This is a genomic window from Hahella sp. CR1, from assembly GCF_029813005.1.
Taxonomy (GTDB): Bacteria; Pseudomonadota; Gammaproteobacteria; order Pseudomonadales; family Oleiphilaceae; genus Hahella.
In genome coordinates this window covers 205,570-226,042 of record NZ_JAPELK010000011.1, presented here as the reverse complement: position 1 = coordinate 226,042, position 20,473 = coordinate 205,570, and the positions used below count along the sequence as shown (strand labels likewise).

Here is a 20,473-nt window from a genome sequence, read left to right as displayed (position 1 = left end):
GGTGCGATGGTGTCTGAGGGGGCTGTTTCTCTCTCATGGCAAGAATGGAATGAATCATTCGCCCTATACTTTTATAGCCTACCTACTTCAAAAAAGATTTCTTTCCTGTTGCTTAGTAGATTTGTACGAACTACTTTCTATGTGTGGGTGCGTTGGTTAATCATTGCAGGGAAAAGCAAATGAGGCTAAAACACGTACTGACTATCAACTTTATTGTTCTAGCGGCGCTCCCTCTTCTAGCAAGCTTGGTATATCTTAATTTTACCCTCTCTCAAAACTACAGAAATCAAATAGAAGAGCGAATTCTCTCTCTTTCGTTAGTAAAGAAAGGAAAAATTGTGTCCCTTGTTGAAGGGCTTTCAAACGAAGTTTCTCTAATTGCTAGCGGAGCGCTCTTAAGAAGTAGTTTGCTGAACTGGAATCTAAGTGGAGATGAAAGGTCTGCGCCTTTAATAAGAAAGCTTATTACTGGTGCGCGCGTTACGATAGGAGATATATATAATATCGCTGTTTACGATAGCGATGGAAATTATGTTTCGTCGATACTTAACGAGCATGGAAATAAATTTAACAACGTAGAAGGAAAGGCTTATCCATACTTTCTTGTGCATCAAGAAAGTGCCGTCCCTTGCTTAGCCGTGATAATGGAAATTCGTGTAGATGGTGTTGGTGTAGGAATCATTCAGGTTGACTACTACCTAGAATCTCTTATTTACGATTTAAAAGACCAAAACGGTTTGGGGAAATCCGGAGAGTGGCTTTTCACTATTCGCGCGGATGATGGCGGAGCTTTGTTTGTCACTCCTTTGAAATATGATAAGGATGCAGCCTTCAAGAGAAGCGTTTCTACGAACATAACACAATCACCCATTACTCAAGCAATGATGGGGAATGAGATTCTTATGAGAAATTCAATAGGCTACCTTGGAGAAAAAATTCTAGCTTCTACTCGATACATTTCAAGACTTGATTGGGGGTTAGTGGCAAAGATTAATGAGGATGAAGTTAATGCGTTAATTAATTCTCATAATAAAAATTTATATATTATTGAGCTTTTTATTGTGGCCTCCTCAATGTTTGCTGGTTTTCTTGTAAGTTTTTTTATTTCAAGACCTTTAGACAGGTTGAAGTCATACACTTCTGCTTTAAGAGGAGGAATAGATGAAAAAATACTTTCTAATGGCTGGACAGAAATCCGCCAAATAGCTGGTGATGTTGGTGAAATATCACGCTTTGTTAGAGAGCTGAAAGACGATTTTAATAAAAAAGTAGCTGAAAGAACAAAAGAATTAGACGCAGCGAACCTTGCCCTCAAAGAAATGGCGTCTAGAGACCCCTTGACTGGTCTCTATAACCTAAGATATTTCAAGGAGAAGCTAAACTATGAACACACAAGGGCATGCAGGTATAAGTCTAACTATATACTTGTTGCATTTGATATAGATTATTTTAAAAAAATTAATGATACATGGGGGCATGCCGCAGGAGACGAAGTCTTAATCTGCTTGTCGTCGTTTTTAAACCGCTCACTTAGAAGTACCGATTTGATAGCACGGGTGGGAGGAGAAGAATTTGCGATATTGCTTCCTGAGCAGTTAGACCAAGGGGTTCGAACTTTCCTTGAACGACTCAGACATGATATTTCAATGCTTGAGTTCGATTTTAATGGTCATAGGCATCACATTACTTGTAGTTTTGGGGTTGCTACTTTTTGTGGTGACACTAGAACACCAGCTGAAGTTATTAAGAAATCTGATGATGCTCTATATCAAGCCAAAGCATTAGGACGCAATAGAGTGGTATATGAGTCTTCATTGGATAATGTCGTGGATATTTCGAGAGACTTAGCAAAAAATAGCGACTAATATTCGCTTGATACCGTATATACGGACATACAGGTAAGGCGCATGGTAAAGACGCTTACATGTAAGTTGTATTATGTGGTTAACCTTCTAACTGTATTATTTTCTGCCCTATGTGCCCTGAATTCGCTGCCGCTCGCTAGGGTCATGGATAAAAGGTTGCGCAAGGAGTCATTGGAATTCTGCAGGAACTTTAACGCAAGCTTCACGCTGCTATCAGGGATAAACAGGGGGAGCTTCCTTGCCTCCCACTGCCAGAGCAGATCTCAACGGTTTTTCACCCAATAAAACTAACCTTTGTTTCATTACCGAAGTGGCGAAAAAAGAGGCCTGTCAAAACAAGCCCCAAAGATGCCATTTCGTTAACGCGTACTTTTCAGTACATATCAAAGCGTAGAACATAATTGAGAAGCTGTTGTGACGGGAGATAACAAAGGTGGAAGGAAAGTCAGGCGCCCCAGCTTTCCCTTGCTTGGCGTAGTCTGACCCAAAGGCCAACCTCTCGCTCAAATCTATCGTAATCCCTGGGGCAAAAACAGAAAGGAATTGATAGGAGTTTTAGGTTTTACGGACAAAAGGGAGGCGTCCTGACCTCCCAACCTTAGACAAAACGGCTTCCCAAAAGGGGGTGACGTAAGCCATACCCTAATTATAGGTTAGCCTTGCAGTATGTGTAGTAAAGACCAAAGGGGCATTCATATGGGGGCGGCGCTATGAGGAAAGGATACTGCAAAAACGGAGAGGGATATACACGGAGGGCGAACAAACTAAAAACATAAGTGAAGAGAAGTGTTCATCGCTTGGTAGACTCCGCTTGGCTATATCCCTCACTTCCTTATAAGAAATTTGTATAGCCTTTTAGCGATGCGCCTCTTTCATTTGGTTAACATTTAACCAAAACTAAAGGGTGGAGCTAGGATTCAAACGTGTCCACCGTAGATTGTGATAGCAGCGGGAGATATGTTTCACCCCTAGGAGGGAGGATAACATGTTAAAGCCTTTTGTTGATTCTGAATGGATTAGCTCAGGAAGTAAAAGGGACACGGATGAACTGATTAGGGAGTGCATAGAAAAAAAACTATTGCGGCTTAGAGAGCTTGAGGAGCTTGCTACTGAAATTCCTGAGTGGCTTAACCAGATACGAGCGTGTGAAAGCGCGTTAAATAATCTAACTGCTAACCTAGGTGAAAATTTATATTTCATGTTTTATTACAAGGCGGATACCGAGTTGCGAAAACTCGATGGGCTAATTTATTTACATGGCTACGTCTGCAACTATAATCTTGGGGTTATATGATATTGCGCAGCAACCTTTAGAGTTCACGCTTTAGAAACTAAGGCAAAAATCACGATGCTGATCCATACTTACCTCTAAATACGGATGGTTTCGCTAAACATAAAATGTGTAAGAGGGATAATGGTGGTGGAGATTTTGGTTGATCCAGATTGGAAGCTCACATTAAAGGATGATAGAGCCAATGTAGGGATAAGGTTTGGCTTGATTGTGGCTAAGCAGCGTCAGCTGGAACGGCTTAAATCAAAATCGGGCTTGCCAGCTAAGACAGTCTACTTAATAGATACGACCATTAGTGAGCTTAGCTGGCTAAGGGGCAGTATTGCCTCTAACGAATCTGCATCAAACTATGATCGTATTACTTATCTATTGCATCAAATAGAAAAAGAATTGTGAGAAGGGAACTGCGGGAGATGGCAGGTAAATCACAAGGACCACGATATGGATACTATTCACACGGTGCTTGTTCTTTATGAACTGAACCGCTCAAAGGTTGACTGGTTGCAGCTTGGTTACCCATATAGGCCCACTCATAGCCTCGTAAAGGAAGAGGCTATACAAGCGATTATACGCAAAGAAGGCCTTAATCAAGTTAGTGTGTGGTGGATTGCGGCCAACGATGGGGCTTATGGAGCAAAAAAAAAGTTTTGTGCTATTCGTGCAATGGCGACCTTTGGGATTACGTTTTTGCAGATCGTCATTAATGGTAAGCCATCAGCGCTTCTGAGCTATCGACCATATGCTCAGGTGGGCAGAGCAGCAGCTAAAAAGGGGGGCGTTCTCTACAATTTTGAGAACTCGGTATAGGGTGCCGTCAAGACATAGTACTTCATTTACTTTGATCCAACGAACATTCTACGCTTCAGAGTTCTAATGTCGTTTTACCCATAGAAAAGCCACCTGAGCTAACCAGATTTCAGGTTAGCCTAGATAGCCACAGTTAACTACTATATTGCTCTCCGACAACTCGTGTATTGGCTGTCTTGATCTGGCTGATAGGTCCCTACGCTACGCAGCCATCAACAAAGCGTGAGAGCCAACTCTTAGGTGTTCTTCTGCTGTATAGACCAACCTGTCGTATAAATTCCCAGTGAGTCACTTATAAGCGGCTAACCAATTCCCCTATCTCTGCCTATCGTCATGCTCGTTTTTCTGACTCTGTAATACCAATAGTCCTCTACTGGAAGTCAGGATCAAAAAAGCTCTACGTGCTGGTCTAGCCACAAGTCATAGTAGAGACTAAAGCTTAGTGGTAGTATTTCGGTGAGGAGGGAAGTTTATGTCAAAGGAAAGAAATGTCGCTACGCTCATACCCTGGGAGCAGTCTGCTCAAAAAAATTACTTCAAAGCACCCAATGCTATTGGTCTATTTACTGCTGTAATAGGCTTCAGTGTTCTATTTGGTTGGCTGCTTGATATCAATGAAATTAAGAGCCTATTACCAGGTTTGGCAACTATGAAGGCCAACACTGCGCTTTGTTTCATTCTATCGGGCATGTCCCTCTACCACCACCAAGAATACTCCCCAAACGCTGCTTTTTCTCGAGCGCTCATAGCGAGAGCGTGCGCCGGAATAGTGTGCGCAATTTCCTTCATAACCTTGGTCGAGTATGGCTTTGGTGGAAACTTGGGAATCGATGAGCTGCTGCTTTCTGATAGTAACACAGCAAAGGGAGCTTGGCCTGGAAGGATGTCATTAGCCACGGCTTTAGCATTCATGTTCACTGGCTCGGCATTATTATTAATTAAAGTCGAATCAAAATATTATATACAGCCAGCTCAAATACCAGCACTACTGACCATAATACTAGGCGGCGCATCCCTAATCGGGTATATCTACGGCATCAAAAAGTTTCAGCTAATGATGTTTTCTACGATGGCCATTCATACAGCAGCGCTATTTGTTATAATTGGCATAGGTATATTTATGTCCACATCTCACAGAGGCTTCATTGCTGAGTTAAATAGTCAACATACCAGTAGACAATTAGCATTGATTGCAACGCTAACTGCAATCTTGACGCCATTATTAGTTGGTTGGCTAACTCAAAAGGGAATCGAAAGTAATATGTTTAGTGTTGCTTTTGGCCTTGCTATAAACTGTATTGCCACTATTATTATTCTTTCTTTTATGGTTTTTGTCTGTGTCTGCTCTTTTAATGGAATGCAAACGCAGATAAATATTTCAAATTGTCAGAAATCGCTCTTGGCTTCGATTGTGGACTCTTCAGCAGATGCAATTATTAGTAAAGATATTCATGGCAATATCACAAGTTGGAACTCCAGTGCAGAACGTATTTTCGGATATACTAAAGAGGAAGTGCTTGGAAAACCAGTCAACATTCTGTTCCCAAAAGACCACTTAAAAGAAGAAAAAATTATACTGGAGAAAATTAGCCGCGGAGAACGCGTAGAACAAATTGAGACTTTGCGTAGGTGCAAGGATGGCAGCTTAGTTGATATGTCTATCACAGTTTCTCCAATTATCGACGAGCACGGCGTTGTCATTGGTGCATCTAATGTTGGCCACGATATTACAGAACGCAAACGTAATCATGAGCGTATTAGATTAATTGTCGACTCGGCGCCTAGCTCGATGATTATGGTGGATATTGATCATGACGGGAGGATAGTGATGGCCAACTCTCAAACAGAAAAGATGTTTGGCTATTCGAATGAGAACTTAGTTGGACAAAAAGTTGAGACACTATTCCCAAAACGTATTCCCCCCTATAACTCTTTTAGGGAAAAAGATTTTTTATTACAACTGAAAAATTCAAATGTTGATGGTGGCAAGGATACTTACGCTTTACGGGCTGACAGCACTGAGTTTCCAGTAGAAGTTACAGTAACAACGCTAGATACACGTGATAAAGCTCTTACACTAATATCTATTGTAGATATTACTGAACGCAAGCTATTTGAAGAAAATATTTTGTCTAAAACCAGGGAGTTGGAGCGCTCTAATCGGGACTTGGAACAATTCGCTTATGTTGCCTCGCACGATCTACAAGAACCGCTGAGGGCGATTTCAGGTTGCGTACAATTATTGAAGCAGCGTTACCAAGGACAGATTGATTCACGTGCAGATGAATATATCTCTCATACTATTGATGGGACTGCTCGAATGCAGGCTTTGATTGATGACTTACTACTGCTTTCGCGTCTAGGAAAACCAGAAGATAAGTTTTTAAGGACTGATCTAAACAAGTCTTTTAATTCTGCATTGGGCAACCTATTTACTGCGGTGGAAGAAAGCAACGCAAAAGTGATATGTAATATATTGCCAGTACTAAGTGTAGTGCCAACACAAATTATATTGCTATTCCAAAATCTAGTTTCAAATGCCATAAAATTTAGACGCACAGATCAGCCATTAATCATAGAGGTTAATGCGACTGAACAACCTGAAGAGTGGTGTTTTTCAGTCAAGGATAACGGGATTGGAATTGAAGCCAAATACTTTCAGCGTATATTTGAAATATTTCAAAGATTACATACACGAAGAGAATATAAAGGCACGGGTATTGGGCTTTCTTTGTGTAAGCGCATTGTAGAACATCACAATGGATCTATTTGGGTCGAGTCTACTCTTGGGCAGGGAACAACCATATATTTCACGTTGAAATCCTGCTCAAATACAGAAAGATAGAAATACAAAATAACAATAAAATGGCTTTTATTTATATATAAAAATATCTTTACTTTTTGTTTTTCTCACATCGCATTTAAATTAAAAATAAAAGTTTGTGAAGTTAACTTAGGAACATGGAAATGAAAGATTTAAGCAATGGAAAGCTGGTGGAAATACTACTAGTGGAAGACAGCCCCACCGACGTTATGATGACAAGAGAAGCCTTGGCGTATCATAAAGTTATGAACCCTCTGCACGTTGTAGAGGATGGCGTCTCAGCCATAGAGTATTTATTGAGCAAAGCAGCAGAAGACCCAATACGCTTACCAGGTCTCATTATCCTAGATTTAAATCTACCTAGAAAGAGTGGCCGAGAGGTACTCAAGGAAATAAAAGATCACTCTAGACTTATGCGCATTCCTGTTGTGGTCCTCACAACATCTAAAGCGGAAGAGGATGTAATAAAGTCTTATGGACTTCACGCTAACTGCTATATTACAAAGCCCGTAGATTTCTCAAAATTTATTGATGTTGTCAGAGCAATTAACGACTTTTGGTTTGGCGTTGTAACGCTGCCGGTGTGATGCAATGAACAACACTTCCTCTATACGCATTCTCTTAATCGAAGACGATTTGACAGATGTTCTTCTAATCAAAGAAGCATTAAAAGATGTATCTGACTTTGATTACGAATTAATACACACAGAATTCATAAATGATGGAATTGAGCAGTCCAGGAAGCATAAAATTGATGTTGTCTTGTTGGATTTAGGCTTACCTGACTCTCAAGGAGTTAACACATTTCTAGAATTTAATCATCGCTTTCCCCTTCTTCCAGTGCTCGTACTGACTGCACTGGATGATCTTTCTATTGGCTTGCACACACTTAGTGAAGGAGCTCAGGATTATCTGATAAAAAAAGAAATAAACCCTCAAATACTCGGTCGCGCTATTCGTTATGCTATAGAACGGCAAGAGCTTCATATTGAACTGCAAAGGTCTCATGATCAATTACGGATATTCGCTGTCTATCTTCAAACTATACGTGAGCAAGAGCGGACACGAATGTCACGTGAGATTCATGATGAGCTGGGACAAAAGCTATCAGCACTTAAAATGGATTTGAAATGGGTTGACAACCGATTAAATAAAAATCTTGACACAGTGACAATTGGCACAATTCACAATCGGATAATACAAACAAATAACTTGGTTGATGATGTAATTAGCTCTGTACAGCGTATTGCCATTGAGCTTCGTCCAAGCACCTTAGATCATCTTGGACTAGTTGACGCGATCCGCGATGAAACACGCAGGTTCGAAGCTAATACTGAGATTGAAGTTCAGCTAGACTTACCGAAGACAATGAAGATTACAGATAAAGATATTTCTACCACACTATTTAGAATATATCAGGAACTATTGACTAACATCCTACGTCATGCGAATGCGCATTGCGTTAAGGTTCAATTCAAGCAAGTTGGTGAAACATTAGTGCTGGATGTTCGCGATGATGGAGTGGGTATGAGCATCAACCCTGGCAACTCAATGCTCTCATTGGGATTGATGGGGATGAGAGAGCGAGCAGGTTCACATGGTGGCACTATAGAATTTAGTAGTGAAGCTGGCCATGGAGTACATGCTAACGTAACTATTCCACTGAAACATTCCCATGTAGAGTACGTATGATCAATATATTAATTGCAGATGATCATGAAATTGTAATTAGGGGCCTGAAAGACTTGCTTCAAAGTGAGTTTTCGGAAATAGAAATAGGCACCGCGTGCAATCATAATGAGTTGATATCACAGTTGGCACTGCGCCAGTGGAACCTTATTTTACTTGACATCGTAATGCCAGAAATGAACGTAATCGATATGCTCACCCAAATTCGGCATAGTAATCCAGATGTTCCTGTACTAATACTGACGGCCATATCCGAGACAGAGTATGCTGTACGGACTTTATCGGCTGGTGCCAATGGGTACATTACGAAACAACAAGCGGCAAATGAACTGATAGAGGCAGTGCATAGTGTTCTAGCTGGTGGAACATATCTCAGTAAGGAGGCAGTTATTGCTCTGGCGGCAGACCTTAAGAAAGAGAAGCCATGCAATCCCCATGAGAGGCTCTCTAGTCGAGAACTGGAAGTATTCTGCATGATCGCTAAGGGAAAGACCATTAAGGAAGTGGCCTACGAGCTATCAGTTAGTGCAAAGACTATTAGTACGTATGTGATGAGGATTAGAGAAAAAACTGGCCTGGAAAATTACGTCGATATTGCCCGTTATGCGCTATTGCATAAATTAGTGGATTAGCTTGCTTAGATTTTATATGAAGGTTCGTATTGACGATACGCCCCTTCATATTCAAATCATTTCTCAAAGATCCCGCCTCTTTAAACATCCACAGTGTCAGTAATTTACTGACACTGACTCAGGCTTTTCCCTACGGCGGCGCGGGCCATTCATGATTATTCTTAGTTCATGAAAAAGAAGGATACTGCGCCGAAAAAGCTATTGATTGCTGATGATTCAGTCGAGATTACTCAACGCCTGATAGAGCAGCTTAACGAAATTGATGGCATAAAAATTCTTGGGCCAGCCCGTAGCGGTCGCGTCGCGTTAGAGCTTTTCGAACAGCATACTCCCCACTATATGGTACTTGATCTGCAAATCCCTGAATTAACCGGATTGGAGGTGTTAGCTGCTGTCCGCGAATGTGATCAGTCCTGTGTGGTGATAATCGTCACATTCCACAGCAGTGCTACCTTCCACGACCGCTGTTTGGAGGCTGGCGCTGACTATTTTTTCAACAAAGCTGAAACGCTCGACTCCGTCGTGGAAGTTGTGCGCAAGTTAGTGGAGCATTCGAATGAATAGCAAACGCCAAATACGCGTCCTATTAACAGAGGGTAATCAGGAAGACATCTCTGAGATTAGGGATGCCTTGGCGAAGGTACAAGGAGTAGATTGCACCATCACTTATGCTGAGTGCCATACAGATAGTGCAGATCGTTATTCGATAGAAAAATCGAACGCTAGAACCTTGGACGAAGAGCGGGAACAGGAATATCGGTCAATGGAACGCCTGTCACATCCCAAACCAACTTCCGTAACTGCGGGAATCTATTCAGGGGAGCCTTTAAGTGAAAGTGCTCAAGATGTGTTTAATGAGATGGTGAGCCGTTACGCCACTATTCTCGATATGGCCCTCGAAGAACAGTTACATCACGAAGACAACAGGCGTTCTCTGAAATTACGCCAGTTAGGGATAGATTTAGGTTTTCTCAGAGCTAGTCCGAGAGACGTAATTGACATACATACCACCGCAATAAAATCAAAAGCCGCTATAGCATCTTGGTTGAAAGTCCAGGCATACCGCGATGAAAGCAGACTCACAGTGCTAGAGCTAATGGGAAACCTCACAGGTTACTATCGCAGCCTTTGCGCCGGATTAGTGCACATGGAGGTTACAGATGAATAGGTACACTTTAAAGCTATACGTCACTGGTTGTACGCCCAGAACGGAACGTGCAGTCAGTAATTTACGACGTTTATGTGAGGAAGAACTACGAGGGCAGTATGTCATGGAGGTCATAGATATTCTTGAGCGCCCTCAACTTGCGGAAGATGAGAAAATTTTCGCGACACCAACGCTAATTAAACACTTACCGCCCCCGCTTCGGCGGATAATCGGCGACTTATCCGATACAGAGAAAGTGCTACTAGGGTTAGACATTCAGGCGACTGGACACACAGTGAAATAATAAGGAGGGCATCATGCCAGCTCAAAAGTCTAATGTTGAACAAATTGAGAAGTTGGCTACAGGCATACCAGGCCTCGACCTTATTACTGAGGGAGGGCTCCCGACTGCTCGTACGACGCTTGTAACTGGAACAGCTGGTAGTGCGAAAACTGTATTTGCAATCCAGTTTCTTGTTGAAGGCATACGCTTAGGGCAAAGCGGGGTTTTAGTTACTTTCGAAGAGTCTCCAGAAGATATCCGAACCAATATGAAGGGATTGGGCTGGAACATCGCTAAGTGGGAGGCTGAAGGAAGTTTAGCGTTCGTAGATGCATCACCTCAACCGGAGGAAACGGTTGTTGCTGGTGCATATGATTTAGGTGCGTTGCTAGCTCGTATTGAAGCTGCTGTGGCCAAAGTCAAAGCCAAACGTGTATCACTTGATTCCCTGGGAGCCATATTCACGCAATTTTCTGACGCGGCGATTGTTCGACGTGAACTATTCAGAATTAGTACGGCATTGAAGCGAATGAAAGTAACCTCAGTCATGACGGCTGAGCGAAATGAAGAATATGGGGAGATAAGCCGCTTTGGCGTGGAAGAGTTCGTCGCAGATAATGTCATCATACTCCGTAACATACTAGAAGATGAAAAGCGTAGGCGAACCATTGAAACATTGAAGTTTCGTGGTACACACCACCAAAAAGGAGAGTACCCTTTTACAGTTATTCCAGATGAAGGACTTATCGTTATCCCCTTATCCGCCATAGAGTTGAAGCAGCGTTCTACTAATATTCGCATTACATCTGGAAATTCTGCACTAGATAAAATGTGTGGCGGAGGATTTTTTCGTGACTCCATTATCCTGGTAACAGGCGCCACCGGATGCGGCAAAACACTAATGTGCACCGAATTCATAGCCGGTGGCGCGTCTAAAGGGGAACGCAGCTTATTATTTGCATTTGAGGAAAGTCGCGACCAACTGTTTCGCAACGCAAGCGGTTGGAATGTGGATTTTGAGCAAATGGAAAAAGATGGTTTGTTAAAAGTAGTTTGCGTATACCCAGAGTCTGCAGGGCTTGAAGATCACTTAATAAAAATGAAAAAAGTTATCGACGAGTTCAAGCCTAATAGACTAGCTGTAGATAGCTTATCCGCGTTAGAGCGGGTGTCCACACTCAAGGGATATCGCGAGTTTGTCATTGGGCTAACATCATTTATTAAGCACCAAGAAATTGGGGGATTGTTTACAGCGACTACACCGACGTTGCTAGGCGGTAGTTCAGTCACTGAAGCTCACATTTCTACTATTACTGACTCAATAATTTTACTGCGATATGTCGAAATTTTCGGAGAAATGAGACGAGGTATTACGGTTTTAAAAATGCGTGGCTCTATGCACGAAAAAGATATCCGTGAATTCACAATTGACAACAAAGGAATGCATGTTGGTAAGCCATTTCATACTGTCTCAGGAATACTATCAGGATTTCCTCAACAAGTAGCCTCAGAGGAAATGGCGCGTTTATCCAATATGTTTACTGATCCTCCTAAAATTTAGAAGGCATAGTATTTTTTCTTACATATAAGAGCAGGCAGAAGAAGGGACACACATATGGCTGTATCAACTGTTAAACGAGAGGTGCGAATTCTACACTTTGAGGATAGCCCAACAGATGCTTTGCTAGTCCAGAACCAGATATTTGATGATGAGAGACTACTGTCTCAGATAAAACAGGTTGAGTGTTTATCAGATGGTCTGCTAGAGCTTGAACAGCAAAGCTTTGATACAATACTTCTTGACTTAGATCTTCCCGATAGTCAAGGAATTGAGACATACAATAGACTATGCAAGGAAGTTTCAAACTTACCTCCCGTTATTATCCTAAGTGGAAATGATGACAGGTCACTAGCGAGAAGGATATTGCACCATGGAGCTCAGGACTTCCTGGTTAAGGGGCAAGTGGCAAATGGTAAAATCGTCGATACAATTGAGAACTCTATTAGCCGCCAGCAGTTCTCTGAAGATTTGAATAAAAGAACCCGCCAGCTTCAAGAGAGTGAGAATAGGATTAGGTCTATTATTGAAGTGACGACAGATGCAATTATCATTGTCGACTCAAAAGGGGTGATTCAGTTCGTTAACCCTGCAGCCACCAAAATGTTTGGACGTAATGTATCTGATATGATCGGTACTGAATTTGGGTTTCCTCTCTTCCCTGATAAACACTTTGAGTTAGATATATGCCGACCAGATAGAGAAGTTGGCGTCGCTGAAGTAAGAGCTGCTCACCTGATATGGAATGGAAAGTTAGCCTTTCTAGCCTCGCTAAGAGATATTACAGAAAGAGTTGAGAGTGAGAAGAGAATCTATCGATTGAGCCGAATGCATAGAGTATTAAGTGCCATAAATAATCTAATTGTCAGAACAACTGATAGGGATGAGTTATTTACTGGTGCAGTCCGAATCGCAGTTGAGGGTGGAGGGCTCCCTGCCGCATGGATTGCTGCTTTAGATGGAGAAGAAAATAAGTTCAGGTTGGCGTCTTCTTTTGGTGGGGATAATGACTTTTTCTTCTCCGTGATTACATGGCTTCGATCTTTAATTATTATGAATTCAGATGAAGTTTTGAAAGCCAAGATTTTTAAGGAAAGAACTCTCTTTGTAATTAATGATATAGAAAACAGCTCATCAACTTACTTGCGGCAACAATGCCTTGAAAGAGGCATACAATCCTTCGCTCTGTTCCCTTTAACCCTTAATAACTCAGTGGAAGGTATTTTAGCTTTACATGCGACTGATAAAAACTTTTTTGATGATCAGGAACTAGGCTTGCTTACTGAGCTTGCAGGCGATATATCTTTCGCTCTGGACCATCTGGAGAAAGAGAAAAAACTGGAGTACCTTGCTAATTACGACTCTGTAACTGGTTTGCCAAATCGCAATCTATTTTACGATCGCTTAAAGCATGCATTAAATCTTGCAAGCCGCTGCCAGATCAATATATCCGTATTATTTATTGACCTTGATCGTTTTAAGATTGTCAATGATACTCTTGGTCACTCTTGTGGCGATGATGTTTTAAAAATAGCAGCTGCTAGAATCGAAAAGTGCGTACGAAAATCTGATACTGTTGCTCGCCAAAGCGGAGATGAATTCATAGTTCTACTAGCTAACAAAAGCACGGACGAGGATAATATTAAAACTACTGTTGATCGCATACTAGATGCATTTGTAAGCCCATTTACGCTGAACGGTACAGAAGTATTTATAACCTGCAGTATTGGTGTGGCTGTATACAGTGGAGGAACCGTAGATCCTGATAGTTTAATCAAGAAAGCTGACATCGCGATGTATCGGGCGAAAAAAGAAGGCGGGGCAAGCTATCGCCGCTACCATTCTGATTTTGACAGAAACCACCAAGAACGATTAACTTTAGAAACAGCCCTTCGACATTCAACTGAGCGCAAAGAAATTCACCTTTTATACCAGCCTAAAGTTAACTTTGAGAGTGGAAAAATCGTTGGAGTAGAGGCGTTAATTCGCTGGTGGAATCCTAAACTAGGATTTATATCTCCTTCTGAATTTATACCAATAGCCGAGGAAACCGGCTTAATTTTACAAATAGGAGAGTGGGTACTGGACACAGCATGCTCACAAGGTGCCAACTGGGGAGGATTACCAGTAGCTGTAAACCTATCAGCTAGGCAATTCAGGCAGAATAACTTAGTTGAATTAGTTGCTCGGACATTAAATAGAAGTGGATTTCCTCCAGCCTTACTTGAGCTTGAACTTACTGAAAGTATGCTGATGCAAGACGTAGAGTCTGCCATCCTGACAATGCGCGCACTTAAGGACTTGGGTGTACGCATCGCTCTTGATGACTTTGGTACAGGTTACTCAAGCTTGAGTTATCTTAAACGTTTTCCTATTGATACGATAAAAATTGATCGCTCATTCGTCTGTGAAATTACTTCTGACTCAGGTAGCTTAGCAATATCTGAAGCGATAATCTTGATGTCCCGTAGTCTCGATTTAAGCGTAGTCGCAGAGGGGGTTGAGACTCAGGCGCAATACGACATACTAAACAGCCTGAATTGTGACCAGTTTCAAGGATACCTCTTTTCCAAACCAGTATTGCCCCAAGAATTGGATACACTACTAGATACGAAGAGTTAGCCGGAATATCTTCAACTTAATCTGGCCTGGAAATTGATCCCTCTGCTATTACAGTGCCGAGGAATACGATTAAAGCCAGACCTTATAGGAGCGCATTCAGCTGACCTAATCTGGCTAAAATACAACCAGATATACTTGATAATAGTCTGTAACTATTGTCGTTTCTAGATAAACAGAGTTTGATCCAAGCTGCCGTCCCACCACCAAATTTGAAAGGCCAACCTTCTCGGGTTGGCCTTTTTTATTGCCTGTGACCCGATATCAAATACGAACCACGCGAACTGACCCTGCAAGAGCCACACTCCATACAGTTGCATGCCACTCCAGATCAGGTCACACGGATTGAGGAAACCCTACCAGAATAACCCGGTGAACGAAGCCTGGGGTAGCTCGGAGCTTACCGGATACCTTGGGTAGTCATTGCTCGATAAACCTGTTTCCCCATAACCTCTGCCCGGTATTATTGGCATGGGGCGTTACTATAAATTGCGGCATGTTTAAACGAACCGTGATGCAAACTATGGTAAAGTTTTTAAGGCGTCTCGAGTTGATTGAATTAAACGCATATTTGAATTTTTCACTGGGATATTGATATGACAGAAAAGCAAACGTGGATTGTTGTGATAAAAGGTCGGCCTCTTGAGGGCTGTGAAATTGATATTGATGGATGTGAATTTTATTTTACAGACGCCTATGTTTCACTCTCAAGACAGATAGGTGGCGCAAAAGCTCTGGTTAGTATTCTCGAAAAAGTTCAAAAAAAGCTGGAAGATGATCGTCTGGAGCTTAGTGAAGTGAAGATGTGCGTACAGTTTCTTCCAGAAGAGTGGGTTGATCAGACTGACGGAGTATATCCAATGCATGAACTTGCCACTTCATCTCTTGATACTGAAGATGTAGTCCTAAGCGGTTATCGTTCCCAGGAAATTCAGGATCTTTTACTGTATCACCATAACGTTAGAGAACTCGAAGCGGAATAATTCAGGGAATTATATTTAGGCGAGGATAAATTCATGCAAGATCGTTTTGGCGCCATGTCTCTTGGTGAAAGCCAGCATATATTTAAGACGGATGTCGGTTTGATTTTTGGTCGACAAAGAAAGGAAAGGCAGTTTATATTGCGCACTACACTTCACTCTCTGTCAGTTTGGAAAACAAGAAATCCTGGTGTTGGTACATCGCCATTCAAACTGAAGAACATGAGCATTCAAAAAGACGCGGCTGTTATCGACAAAGAAGTCTGGGTGTTTAATGTAAATGGAACACTGGCTCAAGATATCATTATATCAGTCAAAATGGCGAGCATATATTACAATATATCTCCGGCTGTAATATTTTCGGAAGTTTATGCAAAGAATTTGAATATTGACAGAGAAAACGACATGTCCAACCAAGCGCTGATTCGCGCCAACAAGTCGTTGTATTCAAATACATGCAAAGCAATTTTACAAGCTGCTAAGCAGCTTGGAATTTCTTCGGAAATAAACTTTTACGTTTTCAGCCGAAATGATAACTTTAAAATTCCCGGCAACGATCTTCACGAAGCTCTCACAGACGGTGGAGCAACTAATGTTATGACAGACCAAAACCGTTACAAAGTTTCGATTGGAAGGAACGACAACTCTGCTTTTACTACTCAAATGACAAACTTTCATATGGCTTCCTTGAAAGCTTAGCAGCATTGAATTATCTGGGGGAGGATTTATCCGTGCTGCCTGCCCAAGAAGCGCGTGACACAATTGACGTTTTGACCTGCCCCCAGCATTTTGAGCAGAACCCACAATAGCATAACAATATTCGAAGTTAGGGCAATGGACTTTGATGGATTTAAGAGTTCTTGTCGTATCCATAATTAATTACATCTTAAATCATGCGATTATTACGCTATTAGAAATAGGGTCGCGGCGAATCATAATAACAACCACTTTAGAATCTGGTGTGTCGACAGGAGCGCTTAGTTGTGCGTGAATATACCCTGAATATTGATATGACGGCTTTAATACCTTGGGGAAAGCGTAGTTGAATGGTCGGCCGCCTGGACTGGTTGGGACCCTTCTATACTCTCCCCAGTATTTTCTCAAATCTTCTAGGAATAGAGCTATTTCAGGAGAAAGGTGGAGTTTCAATGATTCTGATGATGAAGGATTTTTCACGGTACAAAAGGATAGGAACCCTGAATCAAAAATGGTGTTGGAAGGTGTAAATGAAATATCACCTAAAGATGCGAACTCTTTATCATGGTCTACTGCGATAAGTGTCAGTAAATCAAGGCCATTACTTTTCCCGCTTAGGTATAGGTCTACAATTTCTTCTAACTCTTTAAGCTCTCCCATCTTAAATTATCCAAGTAGTGGGTTAATAACTAGTTCGCTTTTCTACCAAGCTTTTCGCGCCTTGGTCCCGATAGCCCATGGGTCAGCTTCTTCTGGAAAGTTTTGATATCGTTTACGATATCTCACCCTGGCTTTAGGTCAATGTCATCAACTTAAGACCAAGATATAGCTCAAAGCGGTTGAAGGCAGCGGCAAGATGCGCTTCTGCTTACAATCTCGGGCGACCATGGTTCCTGATGATCTGTATAATAAGCGTGTTTCTCAGCCGGTTCCCCTTGGGGCTGGACTAAAGGGTATTTGAAGGCTTGGCTGCATGATTTCAAACACTGAACATTTCTTCAGCTAGTTCAACTATTTTTTCTTTTATATCGAATATTTCTTCTTGCTCTTTTTCAGAGTACAGCGAGCCTGCTCTTTCAAATGGAGTCGATATATCTATAAACTCCATGGCGAGCTCTTTGGGTACGAGCCTGCTATTTTTATAGATGGTTTCTATGGCTTCATTCTCAGTCATATCAAGCCGAGTTAACTAAAAGTTACCTTTGTGATTAGTACTATCCTAGTTCACCACTATGCTTAGCCACCGGACTCGCAGAGTACAGTAGGCTAATGGCTACACACCAAATAAAGCGCCTCCGATACAACGCTCTTTTTGCCAGTAGCCTATGTCGCGATCTTGCCAAGCTTATAAAAAGCTAAATCGGTAAAACCCTTGGCTTGTAGATGTTGTTTCACACTTTCATGCGCTATCAGCATGTTGGTGGACTCCGCCAGGCGAAAAAAGTTGTGCCCGTTGGTTCTTTCTGGGTCAACAACCAAGCGGTCAAAGTCCACATCGTGCAAAGCTGAATTGGTAGGGTCATGTGCTGTGACAATAGACCTTTCCATATCTGCGGCAGAGACCAAGCTAACAATATTCACCACTTTGTAGTGTGTATAGACTTGGTCGCTGTCGGGGTCAATTAGCTCAAGATCGTAAACATCAAGGCTATCAACCCCACACTCTCGTAGTGCGGCAATCAGCTCGTCACTGAAAATTGGAGCTGCTGCGCGAAAAAAAGAAGGCAGATACACAGAATTATTTACAGGGTCCCAGTAGAACCAGTCTACTCCAGGAATGTCTCCTAGCCTCTTCTGTATCCATCTACCGATGCAATCACGATCGAATGCGTAATACATTTGCTAATTCCAATAAGTTCGCAACCTATAGCGCAACCTTACTAGGCTCATAGAATGCAAGATCGGTAAAACCTTTAGCCAGCAAGTGCTGCTTAACCTTTTCGTGAACGATAAGAGCGTTAGTTGACTCAGCAAGTCGGAAAAAGTAGTGCCCACCAGCTTTTGCTGGATCGATGACTAAGCTATCAAAGTCCACATCATAAATATCGGAGCCGTGAACTATTGCATCCGATTTTTGGATGTCGGCTGCAGAAATAAGGCCGATGATATTTACAACCTTATAGTTAGAATATACTGCTCCATTATCCGGGTCTGTAATCTCAGTATTATAAGCTTCTAAATTATCGACACCACATTCCTCCAGCGCTTCAATTAGGTCATCTCTAAAAATAGGGGCCGAGGCATCTAGAAATGATGGTAAGTATGGCGAATGATCCCACGCATGTGGGCTGCATGGTTTCAAAGTAAACTTTAGCGGATTAGGAGGCGGAGAAGGAAGTACCGCCCCCCTACGCCAGAAGTACCAATGAACCCCAGGAATATCGCTGCGCGGGCTCTTAATCCATCTCCCAGGGCAGTCACGATCAAATACGTAATACATTTTCTAATCCCAATTTTCCTAATCCTATAAAGCAACCTTACTTGGCACATAGAAGGCAAGGTCGGTAAATCCCTTAATCAGCAAGTGCTGCCTGACCTTGTCGTGAACGATAAGTGTGTTGGTCGACTCGGCTAACCGGAAAAAGTACCTTCCTCCAGCCTTTGATGGGGCAATATCCAAACTATCAATATTCACTTCATTGAGTGAAGGTTCATCTGACTGCTGCATGTCAACTGCGGCAATTAACCCTACAATATTGACTACTTTATAATTAGTATATGTTTGCCCATTATCAGGATCGAATAGATCAAGATAATAAGTTTCAAGATTCTCAACACCGCATTCTTGTAATGCAGCTATTAGCTCGTCGCTAAAAATTGGTGCTGATGCACGAAAGTAGGATGGCATATGGTGCGAATCATCTGCCGAATGTGGATTAAATGCTTCCAAGGTAAACTTTAACGGATCTGGCGGCAGATCTGGAAGGACAGCTCCTTTTCTCCATGAAGACCACTTAATACCGGGGATATCGCCTCTGGGCTGATCAATCCACCTGCCTTTACAGTTTCTGTCAAAGACGTAGTACATCCGCTCTCTCCCAGAGTTAACCCTTTTTCACGCCACCATACTCTAAAAGTATATGAAGGAAGAGCTGCCAACGATGATATGAGTCCCCACCAATATTACGCCAACTTTTCCTCCTAACAGAGGATGATAATAAGTTTGCGTGGTTACTGAGCCGGGCTGACTCTCAAAGGCTCAAGTTCGCAAGCTACACACCAAATAGAGTTCCTTCGATACAGTATTTAGGCAGGTAGTCAGATTCGACTGTCAGGTCGTTACCAGCATCAAACCATTGCACTGCCATACCTAACAACTCCATAGGAATGTAACTTTCTACTGGGGCCACATCATCTTCTTGGTGAGCTTCATAAAACCCTATATGGGAGACTAGGTTTTTCTCTAACGTTTCGTTGAAATCAAGACCAAGGTTTGTAGCAAGAGCTAGTAATAGCTCAATTTTTCCCATTGTAATATCCAGTGCCTTGTCGCTACCGTCTGCTACGGCCAATTCTGAAGCTTTATTGATCAGAGGAATAAATGTGTCTCGTTTGAAGTGCAAACTCTGCAAGACTTCGACCAATACATATTCAGCTTCGATACTTTTAGTGGCGCTAGAGCGTAAGATATCTATAGGAAACGCCGCCAAACTATCCATACTGACCTTATCTCGCGCCACAACTGCTGTGTAATAGGCTTCTTGCCAACGTTCGGGAAAAACTCGACCGTTTTCTATGATTCCTACTCCATTGTGTACAACTTGGCTGCATCCAGGTAGTAGTATGGTTTGGTCAACTTCAGGGTGTTGGGCTAGCTGAAAATAAGCTGCAAATGCTTTTGCTGCCAGTTGAATATCTGCCGCCCCCTCAGCTTCATGGACTTCATTATTGACAAGAAGCGTGGCTAACCGAGTCTTTCTCAGGCAATCAGTGGCAAGATTCAGGACATTATCGCTCATGCGAAATAAATTACTTTTAGCTACGTTAAGCAGTTTATCAGCTCGATCAATGTCTCTTTGCGCCCACTCATCGCCCATTAGCCCACGGCTACTGTTTTTAATCATTCCAGTTCCTCGTGCTTA

21 protein-coding genes are annotated in these 20,473 nt (G+C 42.1%); 15 read left to right on the top strand and 6 right to left on the bottom strand.

Features of this window, described 5'->3' with window-relative positions; genetic code table 11:
- Positions 1 to 179 precede the first annotated feature (179 nt).
- The 15 genes from ONV78_RS24160 (at position 180) to ONV78_RS24095 (ending at position 16,394) form a co-directional block, all read left to right on the top strand.
- Entirely contained in the window at positions 180 to 1,865 is a 1,686-nt protein-coding gene (locus tag ONV78_RS24160) for a sensor domain-containing diguanylate cyclase (protein WP_279507008.1), read from the top strand.
- Between the two features lie 985 nt (positions 1,866 to 2,850).
- Positions 2,851 to 3,159 carry a hypothetical protein gene (locus ONV78_RS24155; RefSeq protein ID WP_279507006.1) on the top strand — a complete coding sequence of 103 codons (309 nt, stop codon included), beginning with the start codon at positions 2,851 to 2,853 and terminating at the stop codon, positions 3,157 to 3,159.
- Between the two features lie 120 nt (positions 3,160 to 3,279).
- Positions 3,280 to 3,552, top strand: coding sequence for a hypothetical protein (locus ONV78_RS24150; RefSeq protein ID WP_279507005.1), 273 nt, complete (start codon positions 3,280 to 3,282; stop codon positions 3,550 to 3,552).
- Between the two features lie 45 nt (positions 3,553 to 3,597).
- Positions 3,598 to 3,963: a hypothetical protein gene (locus ONV78_RS24145; RefSeq protein ID WP_279507004.1), complete on the top strand. Its 366-nt coding sequence runs from the start codon at positions 3,598 to 3,600 to the stop codon at positions 3,961 to 3,963.
- A 472-nt stretch (positions 3,964 to 4,435) separates the two neighbouring features.
- A complete protein-coding gene (locus ONV78_RS24140) occupies positions 4,436 to 6,808 on the top strand; it encodes a PAS domain S-box protein (protein ID WP_279507003.1) in 2,373 nt (790 codons plus the stop codon).
- A gap of 122 nt (positions 6,809 to 6,930) precedes the next feature.
- Entirely contained in the window at positions 6,931 to 7,374 is a 444-nt protein-coding gene (locus ONV78_RS24135) for a response regulator (protein ID WP_279507002.1), read from the top strand.
- 4 nt (positions 7,375 to 7,378) lie between these two features.
- Complete coding sequence (locus ONV78_RS24130) at positions 7,379 to 8,479, top strand: response regulator (protein ID WP_279507001.1); 1,101 nt, start codon at positions 7,379 to 7,381, stop codon at positions 8,477 to 8,479.
- A complete protein-coding gene (locus ONV78_RS24125) occupies positions 8,476 to 9,108 on the top strand; it encodes a response regulator transcription factor (protein WP_279507000.1) in 633 nt (210 codons plus the stop codon). Before ONV78_RS24130 ends, ONV78_RS24125 begins: the two co-directional genes overlap by 4 nt.
- A 168-nt stretch (positions 9,109 to 9,276) precedes the next feature.
- Positions 9,277 to 9,672, top strand: coding sequence for a response regulator (locus ONV78_RS24120; RefSeq protein ID WP_279506999.1), 396 nt, complete (start codon positions 9,277 to 9,279; stop codon positions 9,670 to 9,672).
- The gene (locus ONV78_RS24115) at positions 9,665 to 10,276 is read left to right on the top strand and encodes a hypothetical protein (RefSeq protein WP_279506998.1); all 612 of its coding nucleotides are present in this window, start codon (positions 9,665 to 9,667) and stop codon (positions 10,274 to 10,276) included. The genes ONV78_RS24120 and ONV78_RS24115 overlap by 8 nt, the downstream gene beginning before the upstream one ends.
- Positions 10,269 to 10,559, top strand: coding sequence for a circadian clock protein KaiB (kaiB, locus tag ONV78_RS31940; protein ID WP_347815427.1), 291 nt, complete (start codon positions 10,269 to 10,271; stop codon positions 10,557 to 10,559). Before ONV78_RS24115 ends, kaiB begins: the two co-directional genes overlap by 8 nt.
- A 13-nt stretch (positions 10,560 to 10,572) precedes the next feature.
- The gene (kaiC, locus tag ONV78_RS24110; RefSeq protein ID WP_279506996.1) at positions 10,573 to 12,099 is read left to right on the top strand and encodes a circadian clock protein KaiC; all 1,527 of its coding nucleotides are present in this window, start codon (positions 10,573 to 10,575) and stop codon (positions 12,097 to 12,099) included.
- Positions 12,100 to 12,153: 54 nt separating this feature from the next.
- A complete protein-coding gene (locus ONV78_RS24105; protein ID WP_279506995.1) occupies positions 12,154 to 14,718 on the top strand; it encodes an EAL domain-containing protein in 2,565 nt (854 codons plus the stop codon).
- A 593-nt stretch (positions 14,719 to 15,311) separates the two neighbouring features.
- Positions 15,312 to 15,698, top strand: coding sequence for a hypothetical protein (locus tag ONV78_RS24100; protein WP_279506994.1), 387 nt, complete (start codon positions 15,312 to 15,314; stop codon positions 15,696 to 15,698).
- A 33-nt stretch (positions 15,699 to 15,731) separates the two neighbouring features.
- The gene (locus ONV78_RS24095) at positions 15,732 to 16,394 is read left to right on the top strand and encodes a hypothetical protein (RefSeq protein WP_279506993.1); all 663 of its coding nucleotides are present in this window, start codon (positions 15,732 to 15,734) and stop codon (positions 16,392 to 16,394) included.
- Positions 16,395 to 16,586: 192 nt separating this feature from the next.
- Here the strand turns inward: ONV78_RS24095 and ONV78_RS24090 are convergent, their stop codons facing one another.
- From ONV78_RS24090 to ONV78_RS24065, 6 genes are all read right to left on the bottom strand, one after another.
- Positions 16,587 to 17,051, bottom strand: a complete 465-nt coding sequence (locus ONV78_RS24090; RefSeq protein WP_279506992.1) for a hypothetical protein — start codon at positions 17,049 to 17,051, stop codon at positions 16,587 to 16,589.
- A gap of 319 nt (positions 17,052 to 17,370) precedes the next feature.
- Complete coding sequence (locus ONV78_RS24085) at positions 17,371 to 17,565, bottom strand: hypothetical protein (RefSeq protein WP_279506991.1); 195 nt, start codon at positions 17,563 to 17,565, stop codon at positions 17,371 to 17,373.
- A gap of 149 nt (positions 17,566 to 17,714) precedes the next feature.
- Positions 17,715 to 18,230: a DUF1629 domain-containing protein gene (locus ONV78_RS24080; RefSeq protein WP_279506990.1), complete on the bottom strand. Its 516-nt coding sequence runs from the start codon at positions 18,228 to 18,230 to the stop codon at positions 17,715 to 17,717.
- A 25-nt stretch (positions 18,231 to 18,255) separates the two neighbouring features.
- Positions 18,256 to 18,831 carry a DUF1629 domain-containing protein gene (locus ONV78_RS24075; RefSeq protein WP_279506989.1) on the bottom strand — a complete coding sequence of 192 codons (576 nt, stop codon included), beginning with the start codon at positions 18,829 to 18,831 and terminating at the stop codon, positions 18,256 to 18,258.
- 24 nt (positions 18,832 to 18,855) lie between these two features.
- Positions 18,856 to 19,419, bottom strand: coding sequence for a hypothetical protein (locus ONV78_RS24070; protein ID WP_279506988.1), 564 nt, complete (start codon positions 19,417 to 19,419; stop codon positions 18,856 to 18,858).
- Between the two features lie 184 nt (positions 19,420 to 19,603).
- A complete protein-coding gene (locus ONV78_RS24065; RefSeq protein ID WP_279506987.1) occupies positions 19,604 to 20,455 on the bottom strand; it encodes an immunity 49 family protein in 852 nt (283 codons plus the stop codon).
- Positions 20,456 to 20,473: the final 18 nt, after the last annotated feature.